General features: G+C 66.0%; 8 protein-coding genes. All 8 read right to left on the reverse strand.

Features of this window, described 5'->3' with window-relative positions:
• Nucleotides 1-1,656: condensation domain-containing protein (locus VFZ66_22740; GenBank protein ID HEX6292022.1), on the reverse strand; the 1,656-nt coding region annotated here is incomplete at its 3' end.
• The gene (locus VFZ66_22745; GenBank protein ID HEX6292023.1) at nucleotides 1,653-5,042 is read right to left on the reverse strand and encodes an amino acid adenylation domain-containing protein; all 3,390 of its coding nucleotides are present in this window, start codon (nucleotides 5,040-5,042) and stop codon (nucleotides 1,653-1,655) included. The genes VFZ66_22740 and VFZ66_22745, both read right to left, overlap by 4 nt.
• A 235-nt stretch (nucleotides 5,043-5,277) precedes the next feature.
• On the reverse strand, nucleotides 5,278-6,489 hold the full coding sequence (locus VFZ66_22750) for an LLM class flavin-dependent oxidoreductase (GenBank protein HEX6292024.1): 1,212 nt from the start codon (nucleotides 6,487-6,489) through the stop codon (nucleotides 5,278-5,280).
• Nucleotides 6,482-11,167 (reverse strand): beta-ketoacyl synthase N-terminal-like domain-containing protein, encoded by a 4,686-nt coding sequence (locus VFZ66_22755; protein ID HEX6292025.1) that lies wholly within the window; start codon nucleotides 11,165-11,167, stop codon nucleotides 6,482-6,484. Before VFZ66_22755 ends, VFZ66_22750 begins: the two co-directional genes overlap by 8 nt.
• Before the next feature lie 9 nt (nucleotides 11,168-11,176).
• Nucleotides 11,177-17,980: an amino acid adenylation domain-containing protein gene (locus tag VFZ66_22760; protein HEX6292026.1), complete on the reverse strand. Its 6,804-nt coding sequence runs from the start codon at nucleotides 17,978-17,980 to the stop codon at nucleotides 11,177-11,179.
• The gene (locus VFZ66_22765; protein ID HEX6292027.1) at nucleotides 17,977-18,261 is read right to left on the reverse strand and encodes a hypothetical protein; all 285 of its coding nucleotides are present in this window, start codon (nucleotides 18,259-18,261) and stop codon (nucleotides 17,977-17,979) included. Before VFZ66_22765 ends, VFZ66_22760 begins: the two co-directional genes overlap by 4 nt.
• 387 nt (nucleotides 18,262-18,648) lie before the next feature.
• Nucleotides 18,649-19,008 carry a hypothetical protein gene (locus VFZ66_22770; GenBank protein HEX6292028.1) on the reverse strand — a complete coding sequence of 120 codons (360 nt, stop codon included), beginning with the start codon at nucleotides 19,006-19,008 and terminating at the stop codon, nucleotides 18,649-18,651.
• A 35-nt stretch (nucleotides 19,009-19,043) separates the two neighbouring features.
• Complete coding sequence (locus tag VFZ66_22775; protein HEX6292029.1) at nucleotides 19,044-19,769, reverse strand: SpoIIE family protein phosphatase; 726 nt, start codon at nucleotides 19,767-19,769, stop codon at nucleotides 19,044-19,046.
• Between the last annotated feature and the right edge of the window lie 98 nt (nucleotides 19,770-19,867).

Genomic DNA, 19,867 nt, shown 5'->3' on the forward strand with positions numbered 1-19,867 from the left:
GCAGACGACGGCGCAGGCGTGGGGGGTGCGCGCGGCCTGGGCGGCGACGAGGTGGTGCAAACAGCGGAGCGGCGGGGTGTCGGTAGCGGGCGGATTCCAGCTCAGCAGCAGCGCCCGCTCCGCCGCCGTCAGCAGCGGCAGCGTCATGATCGGCTGGTCGGGATCGGCAACAGCCGCCGCGAGCAACATCTGGTAGTGGACGACCATCCGCGCGATCGTGCTGGCGTCGAAGAGCGCGGTATTGTAGATCAGCCGACCGCTCAGCCCGTTCTCTTTCTCCTCCAGACTCAGCTCAAGGTCGAACTTGGCGACCAGTGCATCCATCTCCAGCACCCTGAGCGTCAGCGCCTCCAGATTGAGCGCTGGCATCGGCGCGTTCTGGAGCGCGAACAAGACCTGGAACAGCGGCATGTAGCTCAGATCGCGGGTGGGCTGGAGCGTGTCGACGACCTGCTCGAAGGGAATATCCTGATGCGCGTAGGCCGCGAAGGTCGTCTCGCGCACCTGCCGCAGCAGCGCGCGGAAGCCGGGATTGCCGTCCAGCCTGGCGCGCAGCGCGAGCGTGTTGACGAAGAAGCCGATCAGCCCTTCGGTTTCGATCCGCGTGCGTCCGGCGATCGGCGTACCGACGACGATGTCGTTCTGGCCGCTGTAGCGCGCGAGGAGCACCTGCCACGCCGCCAGCAGCGTCATGAACAGCGTTACGCCCTCCTGCTGGCTCAGCCGCACCAGCGCGGCATGCAGCTCCAGCGGAATAATGAACGTCTGCTGCGCGCCCTGAAAGCGCTGCACCGCCGGACGCGGGCGATCGGTCGGGAGGGTAAGCAGCGCGGGAGCGCCCTGCAACTGCGCACGCCAGTAGTCGATCTGCTGTTCCAGGACCTTGCCCTGAAGCCAGTCGCGCTGCCAGATAGCGTAGTCGGCGTACTGGATCGGCAGCGGCGGTAGGACGGCGGGGTTGCCTCCGGCGGTGTAGAGCGCGGCCAGCTCACGAATCAGGATGCCGATCGACCAGCCATCGGCGATGATATGATGCAGCGTCAGCAGCAGCACATGTGCCTGCGGATCGAGCCGCAGCAGCAGCACGCGCAGCAGAGGCCCCGCCGCAAGATCGAATGGCCGCTGCGACTCAGCCGTCGCGATCCTGTGCGCCTCCGCAAGGCGCTGGTCGGCGGGGAGCGTTTGAAGATTATGGATCGGCAGCGGCAGCGGCGCGGGCGGCGCGATCACCTGGACCGGCGCTCCCTCATCGCCGTGTATGCCCTGGGCAAACGTGGTGCGCAAGCTCTCGTGACGCGCGACCAGCGCGGTAAAGCTGCGCTCTAGCGTCGCGATGTCAAGCTGTCCGTCGAGCGCGACCGTCGTGTGGATGTTGTAGGCGGCGCTATCAGGCTGAAGCTGATCGAAGAACCAGAGGCGCTGCTGGGCGAACGACAGCGGCAGCGCTCGATCGCGGGATGCCGGGCGCGGACCAGCCGCTCTGGGCGTGCGCTCCGACTGAAGCGCAGCGATCAGCTCGGCTTTACGAGCGGCGATCGAGGCGTGAATCTCCGGCGTCAGCACCTCTTTCGGGCCTCGGTAGCGCAGCCGATCGCCCTCGACTCGCAGCGTGATCCCCTGGTCTTGCAGCAGCGCCAAAAACTCGGCGGTCGTCATACTTCCCATTCCTCTTCCTCGTCGTCGGCAGCGGTGACAATCGGTACGGGCGCGGCGTATCCGCTGGCCTCGATCACGTGGGCTAGCGCGGCGATCGTCGGATGATCGAACAGCGCGCGAACCTGGATCTCGACCTGGCAGGCGGCGCGGATGCGGGTGACGACCTGTGTGGCGAGCAGCGAGTGGCCGCCCAGCGCGAAGAAGTCGTCGTGGACGCTCACGGCCTCGCGGCCCAGCACCGCCGCCCAGATCTGCGCCAGCACTGCTTCCAGCGGCGTGCGCGGCGCGACATAGGCGGCAGCGCGCTCGCGGAGGGTCGCATCCGGCGGCGGCAGCGCGGCGCGATCGAGCTTGCCGTGCGCGGTCAGCGGCAGCGCGTCGAGCACGATCACCTCCGCAGGGACCATGTAGCCGGGCAATCGATCGTTCAGATACGCACGGAAGTCATGGGTCGAGGAATCGGGAACAAGAGAATCAGGGATCAAGGGATCAAGCGAGTTAAGCCCTTGTTCCTTTGTTCCTTTGTTCCTTTGTTCTACGACGTACGCCACCAGCCGCGCATCGCCTGAGCCATCCGTGTGGACGATCGCGGCGGCGTCGCGCACGGCCTCGTGCTGACGCAGCACGGCCTCGATCTCGCCCAGCTCGATGCGGAAGCCGCGCACCTTGACCTGATTGTCAGTACGGCCCATGAACTCCAGCGTGCCGTCGGCACGGTAGCGGGCCAGATCGCCCGTGCGGTACCAGAGCTGCCCGTCGATCGTGACAAACTTCTCGGCGGTCAGCTCCGGCTGGTGCAGGTAGCCGCGCGCCAGACCAGCGCCGCCCAGATAGATCTCGCCGGGCACGCCGATCGGGACAAGCTGCCGGTGCGCGTCGTAGAGGCGAAGCTGCACGTTGGGCAGCGGCCTGCCGATTGGATGGGCCGTGACCGGCAGATCGCGCGGCGCGTCGAAGCTGGTGCAGATGATCGTCGTCTCGGTGGGGCCGTAGAGCACCGTGATCTGCGCGTGGGGAAAGACCGCTTGCATCGCGCTCAGCAGGTCCGCCGGAACGGTATCGCCGCCGACGAAGACCTGACGCATGGCGGCGTAGGCGTCCGCCGGAAGATTCGCGGCGCGGATCGTCTGGACGATCTGGCGCATCAGGCTTGGCACCGCATGCAGCCGCGTGCAGCGGGTGAGCGTCTGGACAAGCTGCGGCAGATCGAGCACGTCTGCCTGAGTCAGCACAATGGCGGTGCCGCCCGCCAGCAGCGGGTTGAGCAGCTCGAAGAGCGCGATGTCGAAGGCGGCGGAGGCGATCCAGGGCAGCACGTCGTCGGGCTGGAACGTGAAGCGCTCCTGACTCGCCAGCAGCGTGTTGCACAGGCTGCGATGCTCGATCTGCACCGCCTTGGGCCGTCCGGTCGTGCCCGACGTGTAGATCAGATAGGCCAGATGCGCGCTCTGGATCTCGACGGTTGGCACGCTGGCGGGCTGCGCGGCAATGCTGGGCCAGTCCGCGTCGAGGCGCACGACCTGGGCGCTGTGCTGCGGCAGCGCGTCGACGATCGCCTGCTGCGTCACCAGATGCTCGACTCCGGCGTCTTCGAGCATGAACGCGAGGCGCTCCTGGGGATAGCTCGGATCGAGCGGAACGTAGGCCGCTCCGGCCTTGAGGATGCCGAGCAGGCCGATCACCAGCTCCGGCGAGCGCTCGACGCACAAGCCGATCGGCGTGTCGGGCTGCGCGCCCAGCGCTTGCAGATGATGCGCCAGTTGGTTGGCGCGCGCGTTCAGCTCGCGGTACGTCAGGCGGCGCTGGCCCATCACGATGGCAATCGCGTCGGGGGTGCGCGCCGCCTGCGCCTCGATCAGCTCAGGCACACGCTGATCCTGGCGATAGTCGGCGGTGGTCGCGTTCCACTCCACCAGCAGCCTGTGGCTCTCGGCCTCCGTCAGGCAGGGGATCTCAAAGACCGGCTGATCGGGATTGGCGATGATCTGCTCCGCCAGGAGATGCAGATGCTCGGCGAAGACAGCGATCGTGGCCGGATCGAAGAGATCGCTGCTGTACTCAAAAAAGCCGTTGATCTCCTGAGGTCCGTTCCAGAGCGCCAGCGTCAGATCGAAGCGCGAGTCTTCGGGATTGATCTCGACCGTCTCGACGCGCATGCCGGGCAGCGCCGCGACCTCCTTCGATTCTTCAAAGTCGAGAAAGAGAAAGGTGATCTGGTAGAGCGGGTTGCGGCTGGTATCACGCTCAGGCCGTAGCTCGGCGACAAGCTTCTCGAAGGGCACGTCCTGGTGAGCGTAGGCATCGCGCGCGACATCTCGCATCTGCGCCAGATACGCGCGGAAGGTCGGGTTGCCCGACAGGTCGGAGCGAAAGATCAGCGTGTTGAGGAAGAAGCCGATCAGCCGCTGTAACTCCGGGCGGTCGCGGTTGGCGATCGGCGTGGCGACGACCATGTCGGTCTGGCCGCTCTGGCGGGCGAGCAAGACCTTGAAGATCGTCAGCAGCGTGATAAACAGCGTGGTGCCGCTCTGTCGGCTCAGCGCCCTGATGCCCTCCGTCTCCGCACTGGAAAGGACGAAATGATGCCGCGCGCCCCGAAAGCTCTGCACCGCCGGTCGCGGATGGTCGGTCGGGATGCTGTGAAGCTGCGGCAGGCGATCGAGCTGGCGCTTCCAGTAGGCCATCTGCGCCTGCATCCGCTCGCTGCCCATCCACTGCTGCTGCCAGATCGCAAAGTCGGCAAACTGGAGCGGCAGCTCCGGCAGGGGCGATGGCAGGCCGCTGGAGCAGGCGTGGTACAGCGTCGCAAGTTCCTGCTCAAACAGGCTGTACGACCAGCGATCGGTGACGATGTGGTGCATCACCGTGATCAGGATATGCTCGTCGTCGGCCAGCCGCAGCAAGGTCGTGCGGATCAGCGGTCCACGCACCAGATCGAACGGCTCGCTGGCGCACTGAGCGGACAGCCGGTGGACGGCGGCGCTGCGCTCCTGCTGAGGCAGATCGCTGATGTCGACCAACGTCAGCTTTACCGTCAGGCTGGGAGCGACGATCTGCACCGGCTGCTCGTCGGCCACGTCGAAGGTTGTGCGGAGAATCTCGTGGCGGCGTACGATCTCGTTGATGCTGCGCTCCATCGCGGCGAAGTCGAGCCGCCCGCTGAGCCGAACGCCGCCGTGGATGTTGTAGGCCGAGCTTTCAGGCGCGAGCTGGTACAGAAACCAGAGCCGCATCTGGTCGAAGGAGAGCGGATAGTGCGCCGCCTGGCTGCGGCGCGGAATCGGCTGATCCTGCGCCGTGCCGAGGCCCTTTTGCTTGCGCCGCAGCTCAAAGAGCGCGCGCTGCTCAGGCGAGAGCGCGGCCAGTCGTTCCGAAAAATCGGTCATGGGAGGCTCCGGATCATCAACGGCGTTTCAAGTTTCAAGTTCAAAGTTTCACGTTCAGGCCCTCACCCAGGGCCGGGTACCATGCCCAGAGGGCACCCGGCCTCTCCAGGCCCAGAGGGCACCCCCCTTGGCATAGGAGAGGGGGAGTGACGGCACATACGGTTACTCGTTGTTCCTTTGTTCCTTTGTTCCTTTGTTCCTTTGTTCCTTTGTTCTCTGTTTGTTCCTGGGTTCGTCATCCACGCTCGTACAACGCTCGCAGCTCGTTCAAATGCGGCAGGCTGGCGAGCACGGTCTGTGCATCCAGGCCAAAGTCGACCAGACAGGCGATCTCGTCGACGCCGATCGCCTGAAGCCGATCGACAAGCGCCGTGCATTTCTGCGGCGTGCCCAGCAGCGCGCCCGTCTCGAAGTAGCGCTCGAAGACGGCATCCAGCAGCAGCGCCTTATCGGCCTCGCTGACCTGCGCGGCCTGAGCGCTTTTCTCGGCCTGCGGCAGGTTATCGAACTGGCCGATGTAGGTTCGCAGGTAATCGCGCAGTGGCTCGCGCACCTGCTCTTTGACCGTGGCCTCGCTGTCGCCCAGGTACGTATGCAGCATCACCGAGACGATCCCCGCGCGCGGGTTGTAGCCGTGGCGAGCCAGCGCCTCGCGGTAGAGCCGGATCTTCTGGCCCAGCTCGTCGAAAAGCTGCCGGGTGGGGCTGAGCGAGGTCAGAATATTCGCGCCGATCTCACCGGCGGCGACGAACGTCTCCAGCGTGCCGGAGCTGGTGATCCAGATCGGCAGCCGGTGCTGGATCGGTCGCGGCAAGATCCGAATCGGGACCGTCTCGCCGTCCACGCCGGGCACGTCCACCGTCTCGCCAGCCCACAGCCGCCGGATCATCTGGATATACTCAAGCATGATCGTTTTGCGGCTGGCATAGTTCTGCGGCGACAGCACAAAATCGCCGGGATGCCAGCCGGAGGCAAACGAGACGCCGACCCGACCGTCGGAGAGGTTATCCACGACCGACCACTCCTCGGCGACGCGGATCGGGTTGTGCAGCGGCAGCGCGACGCTTCCGGCGCGAATCTGGATGCGGCTGGTGATCGTCGCCAGGGCCGCGCCGAGCACCGACGGGTTGGGATACAGGCCGCCAAAGTCCTGAAAATGACGCTCTGGTGTCCAGATCGCGGCAAAGCCGTGCTCGTCGGCGAACTTCGCGCTTTCGAGCAGCAGCCGGTACTTGCCGCGCGTCGCCTGCGATCCCTGATCGGAGAAGAAGAAAAGCGTGAAGCGCATCGCCCGATCGACCGGCGCGATCCCGCCGATCTGCCGCTGCGTCGTCGGCGCGGCGCGATCGATCGTCCCAGGCTGAAGCCCTTTTTGCTTGAGCCGTAGCTCAAGCAGCGCGCGCTGCTCAGGAGCGAGCGCCGCAAAACGTTTTTCCAGATCATCCATCGGCGGTGCCCTCCTGGCTCAGGCCCATCTCGGCGATCAACTGCGTCTGCGCCTCATCGATCGAAAGCCCTTCGATCTCGCGCAGCAGGGCCTCCAGCTCTTCGCGCTCGCGCTGCCGGGCCTGCGCCGCCTCGATGATCGCCGCCAGCTCCGCGACGGTCGCCGCCTCGAAGAGCGCGTTCATGTGGAGCTCGACCTGGAAGGCTGCGCGCAGCGCCGACACAAGCTGGATCGCCAGCAGCGAGTTGCCGCCAAGCGCGAAGAAGTTATCATGCACGCCGATCTGCTGGATGCCGAGCAGCCTGCTCAGCGTCGTCGCTACGATCGCCTCGATCTCGCTGCGGGGCGGCGCGTACTGCACCTCGGATGCCGGGCGCTCGTGGGCGGGCGCTGCCTGCCGCAGCCGCTCCATCTGCTCAAGCGCGTTCGCGGCGGTCAGCTCGCCCGCCTGCGCCATGACCTCGTGGAAATCCTGGGTCGAAACGATCACCTGCGGCAGGCGCTGGGTCATGATCCGCGCAAAGGCGTCGATCGCCTGTGCTGGCGTGATGCCGTAGGCCGCGCGGATCTGCCTGAGCTGCTGCTGCATCGCCGGAATGCCCGCGATCAGCTCGTCCTGCCCATCGTCCCAGGCCCAGACGCTCCAGTTGATCGCTGTGGTTTGCCTGCCGCTCTGCCCGCTGGCAGCATGCGCGTACGCATCGACGAAGGCGTTGGCCGCGCAGTAATCGGCCTGTCCAAAGCCGCCGATCAGCGCGATCGTCGAGGAGCAGAGCACCATGAAATCGAGCGGCGTGTCTGCCAGGACCGACTCCAGCACGTAGGTGCCGATCACCTTGGGCGCGAGCACGGCTGCTGCCAGATCGGGCGCTTTGAGCTGGATCATGCCAGCGCCGAAGACCGTCTCGGTGTGGATCACGCCGTGCAGCGCGCCGAAGCGCTCGCGCGCCTGGGCGACAACGCCCGCCATGCGCTCCTGGCTGGCGACATCGGCGCTGCACACGAGGATCTCCGCTCCCGCCGCCTCAAGGGCCTGAAGCCTGCGCAGCGTACGGCTGACGCAATCTGCCTCGTCGTGGGTTTCCAGCCAGAACGACCACTGCGATTGGTCCGGCAGCGGCGCGCGATCGACGAGCACGAGCCTGGCCTGCACGCTCTGCCACAGGTACTCGGCGAGCGCGAGGCCGATCTCGCTGGTGCCGCCGGTGATCAGGTAGACGCCATGCTGCCGCAGCGCGGCTGGCGGCGTGGCCGCAGCCGGAAGTCGCAGCCGCTCGAAGCGCAGCGCCCAGCGATGGCTGTGCCGATACGCAACCTGATCATCGGGCGACGGCGTGCTACATTCCGCGATAAGCTGATCGACGAGCGCCGCCAGCGACCAGCGTTTGCCTTCCGTGTCGCCGATGTCGATGCTGCGACAGGCGATAGCGGCGTACTCCTGCGGAATAACCTTGCACGGGCCGAGGATCGTCGCTTTTGCGGGGATCAGATCCTCGTCGCCGGTCACGTCGTGGATGTTGTTGGAGATCACACAAAGGTCGATCTTCTCCGCGCTGCTCTGCTCGCCGAGGATTTGCGCCAGCGTCAGCAGGCTGTAAAAGCCCTGGTCCTGGTAGGCGCTCAATCGATCCACGCTCGGCGGCGCTGCCTCGGCGGGCGTGACGCTCCACAGGTGGACGATCGTCGTCGGTGTCTGGCGCTGCTCCCGCAGGGCGCGGAAGAGCGCCTGGTAGTCGATCGGCTGGCGCGGGTGGATCGCATACGCCCGCTCGCCGATCTGCGCGAACTCCGGCCCGACCGCCACGGTCGTCACGCTGTCGCCCCGCTGCCGGAGCTGCTGCGCCAGGTGCTCGCCGACGCCGCAGGCATCCAGAAAGATCAGCCAGCGCCGCGCGGCGCTGCTCTGCTCCACGCGGTTCGGCAGCGGCGCTTGCTGCCAGACCGGCACGTACAGCCAGTCGGCCAGGTTCGGCTGCCGATCGAGCGATACCGGCTGCGCGAACGTGTGCTGCGGCTCGACCCAGTAGCGCTGCCGCTCGAATGGGTACGTCGGCAGCGGCACGCGCCGCCGCCGCTCGTGGCTGTGCATGCCCGCCCAGTCGATCGGCGCTCCCGCCAGCCACAGCCGGCCGATCGTCTCGAAGAGGAGCGCCTGATCCGATTCGCTGTCGCGCGGGTGGCGCATCGTGGCGAGCACGTCGTGCGCGCCGTCGTCCAGAGATTGCTTTGCCAGCGTGGTGAGCGTGCGTCCCGGCCCGACTTCCACCAGCAGCGCATGGCGCACGCTCGATAGCTCGCGGATGCCCTCGGCGAAGCGCACCGGCTGCCGCAGATGGCGCGCCCAGTAGCGCGGATCGGTCGCCTGCTCGGCGGTGATCCAGGTGCCCGTCAGGTTGGAGATGTAGGGAAGCTGCGGCGGCTGAAGCGTCACGCGGCGCACCTGCTCGACGAATGGCTCCAGAATCGGCTCCATCATCGCCGAGTGGAACGCATGCGAGGTGTGCGCCAGACGACACTCCACGCCCTGCTGTGTCAGCCGCTCCCGCAGCGCCGCCACCGCATCCGGCGGGCCGGAGACGACGCACACCGAGGGGCCGTTGCTGGCCGCGAGCGAGAGGTTCGTGTCGAGCAGCGCCTCGACCTCCTGCGCCGACAGCGGCACGACCAGCATCGCGCCGGGCGGTAGGCTCTGGATCAGCCGTCCACGCGCCGCGACGAGCAAGAGCGCGTCTTCCAGCGAGAAGACGCCCGCGAGACAGGCCGCGACGTACTCGCCGATCGAGTGGCCGATCAGCGCGTGCGGCTGAATGCCCCAGGCCATCAGCAGCTTTGCCAGCGCGTACTCGATCACAAAGAGCGCGGGCTGTGTCAGCCAGGTCTGGCCGATCTGCTCGGCGGCTTCGCTCTCGGCGGCGCGCGGGTAGAGGATCGTTCGCAGATCAAGGCCCAGATGCGGCCTGAGCAGCTCGGCGCAGCGATCGATCTCACGGCGCACGATCGGCTCGTGGGCGTAGAGTTCCGCCGCCATCTGCACGTACTGCGCGCCCTGGCCTGGAAACAAAAAGACGATCGGGCGATGCGCGCCGCTGTGGTGCTGGCTCCGCACGCGCTGCGGATCGAGCGATTCCAAGGCGCGCAGCGCGTCGGCGGCGTCGCGGCAGACCACCGCGCGGCGATGCGCGAAGGCTTTACGCCCAAGCTGAAGCGTGAAGGCCACATCCGCGATGTTCGCGTCCGGCTGCTGCCGCAGATAATCGGCAAGATTGGCGGTCGCCGCATCGAGCGCCGTCTCGGTCTTGGCCGAGAGCACCAGCAGTTGCATGGGCCGCGACAGTCCCGATTCTGCGACCGGCGGCGCTTCTTCGAGGATCGCGTGGGCGTTCGTGCCGCCGATGCCGAATGAGCTAACGCCAGCGCGGCGGGGCTGTCCATCTGTCGGCCACGGCGCGAGCCTGTTGTTGACATAAAACGGCGTGCTGGCGAAGTCGATCGCGGGGTTGGGCCGCTCGAAGTGCAGGCTGGGCGGCAGCACGCGATGATGCAGCGCCAGCGCGGTCTTGATCAGTCCGGCGACGCCCGCCGCCGCGTCCAGGTGGCCGATGTTGGTCTTGACCGAGCCAAGCGCGCAGTAGCCCTGCCGATCGGTGTGGACGCGAAACGCCTCGGTCAAGGCCGTAACCTCGATCGGATCGCCCAGCGCGGTGCCGGTGCCGTGTGCCTCGATGTAGCTAATCGTAGCCGGATCGACCTCGGCGATGGTGTGGGCGGCCTGAATCACGCGCGCCTGTCCGTCGACGCCGGGCGCGGTGTAGCCCGCCTTGGCGGCGCCGTCGTTGTTGATCGCCGAGCCGCGAATCACCGCGTAGATCGTATCGCCGTCGGCCAGCGCCCGGTCGAGCCGCTTGAGCGCCACCACGCCGACGCCGTAGCCGGTGACGGTGCCCTGAGCCGCCGCATCGAAGGCGCGACAGTGGCCGTCAGGCGACATAATGCCGCCCTCCTGGTAGAGGTAGCCCGCCTTCTGCGGAAAGCCGATCGACACGCCGCCCGCCAGCGCCATGTCGCAATCGCCGATCAGCAGGCTTTGACAGGCCAGATGGACCGCTACCAGCGAGGTCGAGCAGGCGGTCTGCACGCCGACGCTCGGCCCCTTGAGGTTGAGCTTGTACGAAACCAGCGTGGTCAGTTGGTCGCTGGTGTTGCCGATGAGCGTCTGGAACATGCCGCCCGACTCGCGGAGCAGCGCGCGGTTCGTGTAGAGGTTGTTGAGCAGGTAGGCGCTGCGTCCGGCTCCCGCATACACCCCGATCGTCGCGTCGGCTGTGTCGGAGCTGTACCCGGCCTGCTCAAGCGCTTCCCAGGAACACTCAAGGAACAGCCTGAACTGCGGGTCCATGATCTCGGCCTCGCGCGGCGTGTAGCCGAAGAAGCTCGCATCGAAGCGATCCACGTCGTCGAGGATGCCCGCCGCTTTGACCAGATCGGGATGGTCGGCCAGCTCAGGCTCGATCGTCGAGCGCTCCAGCTCGGCGTCGGAGAAAAACGCGATCGACTCGACGCCATCACAGAGCTGTTGCCAGAAGGCGGCACCGCTGTCGGCACCGGGGAAGCGACCGGAGATACCGATAATCCCGATTTCCAAACCTGTGGTATCGTTCGCCGATACAACCTGATCCACCGGAACCTCCTACTCTTGATGCTCGCCGCGCCTGGGACGGCCAGCGCGCTGTTTCAGCCAGCTTCGGCCCTCTTTGACGGTCTGAAGCTGCTGCTTGGACTGTGGCGGTGACTGATCGGGCGTGGGCTGGCTGAGGTGCTCGGCCAGCGCGCTGACGGTCGGATACTTGAAGAGATCGACCATCGCGATGGCGCAGTTGAAGATCGTGCTGAGCTGGCTGTGCGCCTGCACCACCAGCAGCGAGTGGCCGCCGAGATCGAAGAAGTTGTCGTGGAGGCCGATCTGCTCGATGTTGAGCAGCGCCTGCCATACTGCCGCAATCGTGCGCTCGACCTCGGTGCGCGGCGCGACAAAGGCGGCTTCCAGCGCCGGGCGGGCGGTGTCGGGCACCGGCAGCGCGCTGCGATCGAGCTTGCCGTTGGGCGTCAGCGGCAGCGTGTCGAGCACGACAAAGGTGTTTGGCACCATGTAGTCGGGGAGGCGCTGTCGCACGTAGGTGCGGAGTTCCGAGTTCCAAGTTCCAAGTTCCAAGTTTCGAGTTTCGGTTTCCTGGTTCCTTTGTTCTTTGTTCGGGGTGCCCATGCCCAGAGGGCACCCGCGTCTTTGTTCTCCGGTTTGTTCCTTTGTTCCTTTGTTCCCTTGTTCTCCCACGACATACGCCACCAGCCGCGTATCGCCCGGATGATCTTCGCGCGCCAGCACCACCGCCTCACGAATCGCGGGATGCTGCCGGAGCACCGTCTCGATCTCGCCCAGCTCGATGCGGAAGCCGCGCACTTTGACCTGCTGGTCGCTGCGGCCAAGGTAGATCACGTTGCCGTCGGGCTGGTAGCGCGCCAGGTCGCCGGTCTTGTAGAGTCGCGCGCCCGGATTCTGGCCGAACGGATCGGGGATGAAGCGCTCGGCGGTCAGATCGGGCCGGTTGAGATAGCCATGAGCCAAGCCCACGCCGCCGATATAGAGCTCACCGACCACGCCGACCGGCACCGGGTGCAGCCCCGCGTTCAAAATATAGACCTGCGCGTTGCCGACTGGACGGCCAATCGGCGGGCTGTGCGGCGGAGCGTCGCGGCACTCGAAGCTGGTCGAGTACACCGTTGTCTCAGTAGGACCGTAGGAGTTGAAGAAGCGTCGTCTACGACCGTCCGCATCGGTCAGCCAGCGCGCGACGACCTCAGCCGAACATGCTTCGGTTCCCGCGTTGATCACAGCCAGCTGCGGCAGGTCGTCCGCTCGGGTGAGCGCCAGCGCCGAGGGCGATACCAGCGCGTGCGTGATCGCCTGCTCGCGGAGCAGCGTGTAGATTGCCAGCCCCGGCAGCAGCGCCTCTCGATCGGCGATGCACAACGCCGCGCCGCTCAGCAGCGCGAAGACAAACTCCCAGACCGAGGCGTCGAAGCTGGGCGAGGCGAATTGCAGCACCCGGCTGCCGACACCAACATTCATCCGCCTGATCTGGCTTGCGGTAAGGCTGACCAGCCCACGGTGGGGCAGCATCACTCCTTTGGGCCGTCCGGTCGAGCCGGAGGTGTAGATGATGTAGGCCAGATCGTCGGGCGTGATCGGGGCGCCGGGATTGGTTTCAGGCTCATGCGCGATCAGCGGCCAGTCAGCGTCGAGGTAGACCAGCGGCACATGCTGATCCGCCAGCCGCTCGGCGAGGCGCTGCTGTGTCAGCAGCAGCGGAGCCTGCGTATCCGCCAGCATAAAGGCCAGCCGCTCCTGAGGGTAGCCGGGGTCCAGCGGGACGTAGACGCCGCCCGCCTTGAGAATCGCCAGGAAGCCCACGATCAGCTCAAGGCCGCGATCGACACACAGCCCGACGCGCATGCCTCGTGCAACGCCGCGCGCGCGGAGATCGTGCGCGAGCTGGTTTGCGCGCCGGTTGAGCGCGTCGTAGGTCAGCGATTGGCCGTTGTAGGTCAGCGCGACGGCATCGGGTGTGAGCGCGGCCTGGGCCTCGAAGCAGGTGTGGACGCACGCTTCGTCGGCGTAGGGCGCATCGGTCGCGTTCCACTCGTAGAGCATCCGCTGGCGCTCGGCCTCAGTCAGCAGCGGCAGATCGACCAGGCGCTGCTCAGGATCGACCGCGATCGCCTCCAGCAGCACCCGAAAGTGCTCGATCATCCGGGCGATCGTCGCGGCGTCGAAGAGGTCGGTGCGGTACTCGATCCAGCCGGTGAGTTCCTCGGCGCGATCGTCCAGCGCCAGGATCAGATCGTACTTGACCATCCCAAGCTCGACATCGATGCGCTGCAACTCCAGACCGGCCAGCGCCACGTCGGGCAGCGGCGTGTTCTGGAGCACGAACATCACCTGAAACAGCGGCGTGTAGCTTGGGTCGCGGGCGGGCCTCAGATGCTCGACCAGTTGCTCGAACGGCAGATCTTGATGAGCATACGCCCCCAGGGTGGTCGCGCGGGTTCGCCGCAGCAAGGCGCGAAACGTGGGATTGCCCGACAGGTCGGCTCGCAGCACCAGCGTGTTGACGAAAAACCCGATCAGATCCTCGGTGGCGCTGTGGCGGCGGTTGGCGATCGGGCTGCCGACGATCAGATCGCGCTGCCCGCTGTAGTGTCCGAGCAGCGTTTGCCAGGCCGCCAGCAGCGTCATGAAGAGCGTGACGCCCTCCTGCTGGCTGAGACGCCTGAGGCGATTGCTCAGCGCGGGCGGCAGCGACAGCGGCATGAGCGTGCCCTCGAAGGTCATCGTCGGCGGTCGGGGACGATCGGTGGGCAGCTTCAAGACCGAGGGCGCGGCGGCGAGCTGTTGCCGCCAGTAGGCAAGCTGCCGCTCAAGCAGCTCGCCGGGTGCTATGCCCTGAGGGCACCCGGCAAGCCAGTCGCGCTGCCAGAGGGCGTAGTCGGCATACTGAATCGGAAGATCCGGTACGAGCGGATCGGGCGCGTTATAGTGCGCTGCGATCTCGCGCAGCAGCACGCCGATCGACCAGCCATCGGCGATGATGTGGTGCATCGTCAGCAGCAGCAGATGCTCGTCTTCGTCCAGCCGCAGCAGCAGCGCGCGCAGCAGCGGGCCTGCGGCGAGATCGAAGGGCTGCCGCACGGCCTGGGCCAGCCGCCGCCGAACTTCGTCGGTGCGCGCATCCGGCGGTAGCGCCGAAAGATCATGCAGCGCCAGCGTCAGGCGGTAGCTCGGCGCGATCCGCTGGATCGGCTGTCCTGCGACGGCCTCGAATGTGGTCCGCAGCGTCTCATGGCGCTGGACGACGGCATTAAGGCTCGTTTCCAGCGCGGCCACGTCGAGCAGGCCAGTGAGCCGGACGGCAGCCGGAATCACGTAGGTTGCGCTGTCGGGCTGTAGCTGGCTTAGAAACCAGAGCCGCTGCTGCGCGAACGAGAGCGGCAGGTCGCGATCACGGGGAGCCCGATACAGCGGCGGTGGGAGCAGCCCCACTCGATCGCGCCCGGCCTGATCGATCCACTCCGCCAGGCTGCCGACCGTGGGCGAGGCAAAGAGCGTCCGCAGCGGCAGCTCCACCTGGAAGGCGTCGCGCACCCGCGAGGCGATCTGTGTCGCCAGCAGCGAGTGGCCGCCCAGCTCGAAGAAGTTGTCGTGCGCGCTCACCCGCTCCACGCCGAGCACCTCGGCCCACAGACCGGCGAGAATCAACTCCGTCTCGGTGCGCGGCGCGACGTAGCCAGCAGTTAGCTCAGCCTGTCGCTCCGGCGCGGGCAGCGCGCGGCGGTCGATCTTGCCGCTGGGCGTCTTCGGCAGGGCCTCCAGAAAGACGAACGCGGATGGGATCATGTACTCCGGCAGGTGCTCTTTCAGGTAGGCGCGGAGTTCCGATTTCCACGTTTCAAGTTTCAAGTTTCGAGTTTCGAGTTTCGAGTTTCCGGCTCTCGGCTCTTGGTTCCCGGTGCCATGCGAGTGCCCATGCCGGGCGCCCTCTGGGCATGGCACCCGTATAGCGCCCGTTCTTTGTTCTACCACGTACGCCACCAGCCGCCGCGCCCCAAGGGCACCCGCGCCATCCTCGCGCGCCAGCACCACGCACTCATCCACCTGGGGATGCTGCGCCAGCACGGCCTCGATCTCACCTGTCTCGATGCGGAAGCCTCGGATCTTCACCTGATGATCGATGCGGCCCAGGATCTCGACCGTGCCGTCGGGCTGCCAGCGGCCCAGGTCGCCGGTGCGCACCATGATCTGCCCGTCCTCGAAGGGACACGGCACGAAGCGCTCAGCGGTCAGCTCCGGGCGGAAGAGGTAGCCGCGCGAGACGCTCTCGCCGGAGATGCAGACCTCGCCCGCGATGCCCACCGGCTGCGGCTGGTCGAAGCGATTCAAGATATAGATCCGGTTGTTCTGCAAGGGCTTGCCCACCGTGATCGGCTTGCCACGATCGGCGGCGCGAATCACGCCCAGCGCGTTAATGTCGCTGATCTCGGTTAGGCCATAGATGTTAACCACCTCGACCTGCGCCCCAAGCTGGCCGAAGACCGCCTGAAGCAAGCGCGGCTCGATCTTCTCGCCGCCGAGCAACAGGTAGCGCAGCACGTTCGGGGGGCGTTCGGGCGTGTTGAGCACGGCGTGCAGATACGAGGGCACCGCGTCCAGCAGGTGGATCTGGTGCTCATCGAGGTAGCGCAGGAGCGCGCGGCTGTTAAACTTGACCGGGTCGGGGATGATGTGCAGCGTGCGGCCAAAGATCAGCGTCGGGAAGATCTGGTTGACCGAAATATCGAAGCTGATCGAGGTGATCAGGCCGGTGTGCTGCACTGCCGGATCGGTGAAGTAGGCGCGCAGGCCATAGACGAGATTGATCAAGCCGCGCTGCGTGACCATCACGCCCTTTGGTCGGCCCGTGGAGCCGGAGGTGAAGATGATATAGGCCAGGTGTTCCGGCAGCGCGGTGCGCGGCGGGTTGGTGGTGCTGCAATTCGCCAGTCGATCCCAATCGGCATCGAGGCAGAACACCTGCGCCTGATGTTCCGGTAAACGTTCGACGAGCGCGGCCTGGGTCAGGAGCACCGGCGCGCGGCTGTGCGACAGCATGTACTGAAGCCGCTCGGCGGGATAGGTGGGATCAAGCGGCACGTACGCGCCGCCGGCCTTGAGGATCGCCAGCATGCCGACGATCATCTCCAGCGAGCGCTCGACACACAGCGCGACGAGCACATCCGGGCCGACGCCCTGAGCGCGCAAATAGTGCGCAAGCTGATTCGCCCGCGTGTTCAGCTCGGCGTAGCTCAGCGCTTGCCCATCGAAGACGATCGCGGGTACGTCGGGCGTGCGCGCGGCCTGCACCTCGATTAATGCATGCACAGCGGCAGCGCACGGATACTCCGCCCCGGAGCGGTTCCAGTCGACGAGCATCTGCTGCTGCTCGGCCTCCGTCAGCAGCGGCAGGTGGGCGATCGGCGCATCAGGATCGGCGACGATGCCCGTCAGCAGGGTTTGAAAATGCGCGGCCATCCGCGCGATCGTCGCAGCCTCGAACAGGGCGGTGTTGTACTCGATCCAGCCGCGCAGCCCATCGGCGTGCTCTTCGAGATTGAGCATCAGATCGAACTTGGCCGTGCCGGTGTCGCCCTCCTCAAGCGTCAGCGTCAGATCGGGCAACGCGATCGTGTCGCTCTGGCTGGGCTGAAGCACGAACATGACTTGAAAGAGCGGCGAGCGGCTGGGATCGCGATCGGGCTGAAGCACCTCGACAAGTTGGACAAAGGGCATGTCCTGATGCGCGTAGGCATCCACACAGGTGGCGCGCACCCGTGCCAGCAGCTCGCGGAACGTGGGATTGCCCGACAGATCCGTGCGCAGTACAAGATTATCGACGAAGAAGCCGATCAGCGCCTCAAGCTCGCGCCGGGTACGCCCCGCCGCCACCGAGCCGACGACGATCTCGTCCTGCTGGCTGTAGCGCTGGAGGAGCGTCTGCCAGGCGGCGAGCAGGGTCATAAAGAGCGTGGCGCTGTGCTGCTGGCCTAGCTCCTTGAGCGCCTGCGTCAGGTTCGCGGCTACGTGCAGGCGGTGCCGATCGCCCTGGAAGGTCTGGAGCGGCGGACGTGGCCGATCGGTGGGCAGGTGCAGCGTCGGCAGGTCCGCGAGGCGCTGCCGCCAGTGATCGATCTGCCGGGCGTGGGTTGTGCCCTGCATGCGCTGCCGCTGCCAGTCGGCAAAGTCGGCGTACTGGACCGGCAGCGCCGGGAGCGAGGCCGGCCTGCCGTCGATCAGGGCGGTGTAGATCTCGGCCAGCTCACGGACGAACACGCCGATCGACCAGCCATCGGCGATGATATGATGCAGCGTCAGCAGCAGCAGATGCTCCTGCGGACCAAGCTGGAGCAGCAGCGTGCGGAGCAGCGGGCCTTGCGCCAGATCAAACGGCTGCCGCGCCTCATCGGATGTGTGCCGCCGCACGACGACGGCCTGCTCCGGCTGGGGTAGTTCGCGCAGATCGACCCGGCGCAGTGTCACCGTCGCTTCCTGCTCCACGCGCTGCATCGGCACGCCGTCCACGTCGACGAAGCTCGCGCGCAGAACATCATGGCGCTGCACGATCTGGTGCAGGCTGCGCTCAAGCACGGTGACATCCAGCCGTCCGCGCAGGTGGACGACTCCGGGCATGTTGTAGGCCGCGCTATTGGGATCGAGCTGGTTGACGAGCCAGAGCCGCTGCTGGGCAAACGACAGCGGTGTACAGGTGCGATCCGCAAGCCGAGGGATCGGGGTCGCGGTCGCCGGAGCGGAGCGGGTTTTGATCTGCAACCACCGTTCGAGCAGCGCGCGTCGTGTCTCCGAGAGCTGGTCGCGGCTGGGGAGGCGATCCTCGTCGTGCGTCATAGATGGTCCTCCTGCGCGAAGCGCTGGCTCTGGATTCTGGTGCGGCATCTCGCCAGCGCACGCCCGCGATGCGCAGGCCGTAGCGTCCGTGCAGGCGCAGCGCAGCGGCGCGCCCTTCGCTCACCCGGCAGCAGCGCCGCGATCTCCTGGGAGCGCCGATCGAGCAGCGTGTAGCCCCGACGAAGCCTGTCAGTTGCGCTATCGACCAGAAAGGTAAGTGCCTGCTGCTCAGGCTGGCGTTCAGCGCGCGGGCGAAGCAGCGCGGCCAAGAAGTCATTCATGAAAACGGAACCTTCATGCGCTCGACGAGGGCCGGTAAGACCCTTTAGCGTGGTTGATGGCGTAGCATGAGGCGGATGATCCTGGGCGATGATACGTATCGCCCTACCATGCCGGGCACGCGCAGGATCACGATTGCCCTGATGGGCCGATCGGAGCATTCATGTAGATGTGCTAGTCAGTGTAGTGCAGGCGAACCCTGGTAGCAAGTGCCTCATGATCCTATCGTCGGCTGAGCAGGTAGGTTGTGGGTAGAGCGGCCTTTTCGATCGGTGCATACCTGGATGCAATTTTAACCAGCGGCACATAGCTTGTCAAACATAGTAAAAGCGCCGACGATCGGGGCATAGGCACCAGGGACTCGTCGGCGAGGCAGCGCAACAGGCAATCTACTGTACGGCGCGCTCTCTGGGGAAGGAGCGGAGATGCTCCAGCACACGCTGCTGGACGTCGGCTGAGGAGTAGCGATCGGTGTGCAGGTAGAGCGTGGCGTGCTCGCGGGCGGAGCGGAGCCGCCGCATCTGGAGCGTGTAGAGCCACTCCGGAAACTCGTTCTGGCGGCGCGCGGTGATCGTGGCGGGGCTGGCATCCAAAAAGATCAGCGCGTCGGGCATGCCGCCATGCTTCCACAGATCATGGATCTGTGAATGCTCCTGCGCTACCGCGCGCGCCGTATAGCCTGAAGCGCGCAGCCGTGCGACAAGCGTTGATTTGCCGCTGCCGCACGGCCCGACCACGACAACTACCATAGCGCCAACTCGGCAGACGCCGGTACGACCCGCGCCTACTTATACACTCGCTCCAGCGGGAACGTGACGTGCTGCCGCCGGATCTTGGGCTCGTGCTCGTCGCGCGGCAGTGTCGCCAGGACCATCACGCTCATATCGTCGGCGGGACGCTCCTGGTCGAGTTCGAGCGCCCGCATCAGAATACTATCGGCCATATGCTTGGCCGAGCAGCCGTTATCGCAGCGGAACGATGCCAGATAATTGGCGAGATCGATATCCCTGCCGTAGCGCTGCCCGGCTCCGGCGATGCCGTCGGTGAACGCGATCAGGTAGCTGTATGGCTCGATCTCGTGCTGCGTAATCACCGGCTTGGTATTCGGGTACAGCCCGATCGCCGTGGATGGCTCGTTGCTGGAGGTCAGGCCCTGCCGATCGAGAATATAGTACGGCAGCGGATTATTGCGCGACATAATAATGCAGTTCGCCTGGAAATCGACCGATAGAATATTCAAGGTGGCCGATACCTGGCCGTTGCGGTAGCCGTACAGGTAGTCGTGCACCGCACGCGCCGTCGCGCCATCGCGCGCGCCATCTTTGAGCATCGCAACTGCCCGCGCCGTCACGAGGTTGCTCAGCGTTTTCGCGCCGCGCCCGCTGCCCTGCCCATCGACCATCACGAGCGAAAAGCCGCCCTTGGGCCGCTCGATCATTTCGATCGTATCACCGCTCTCCGGCGATGCGTATTTGCCGACCTTCGCAATTGCGACTTCCAGCTCGACCATCTTGATTCCTTCTAGCGTTTCTCGTTCCGTCATCATACCACACCCACCCGCATCCTTAAGCGATGATAGCGTCTCCCGTTCCTCATAACGATTCAAAC

It is taken from the genome of Herpetosiphonaceae bacterium (assembly GCA_036374795.1).
GTDB lineage: Bacteria > Chloroflexota > Chloroflexia > Chloroflexales > Kallotenuaceae > LB3-1.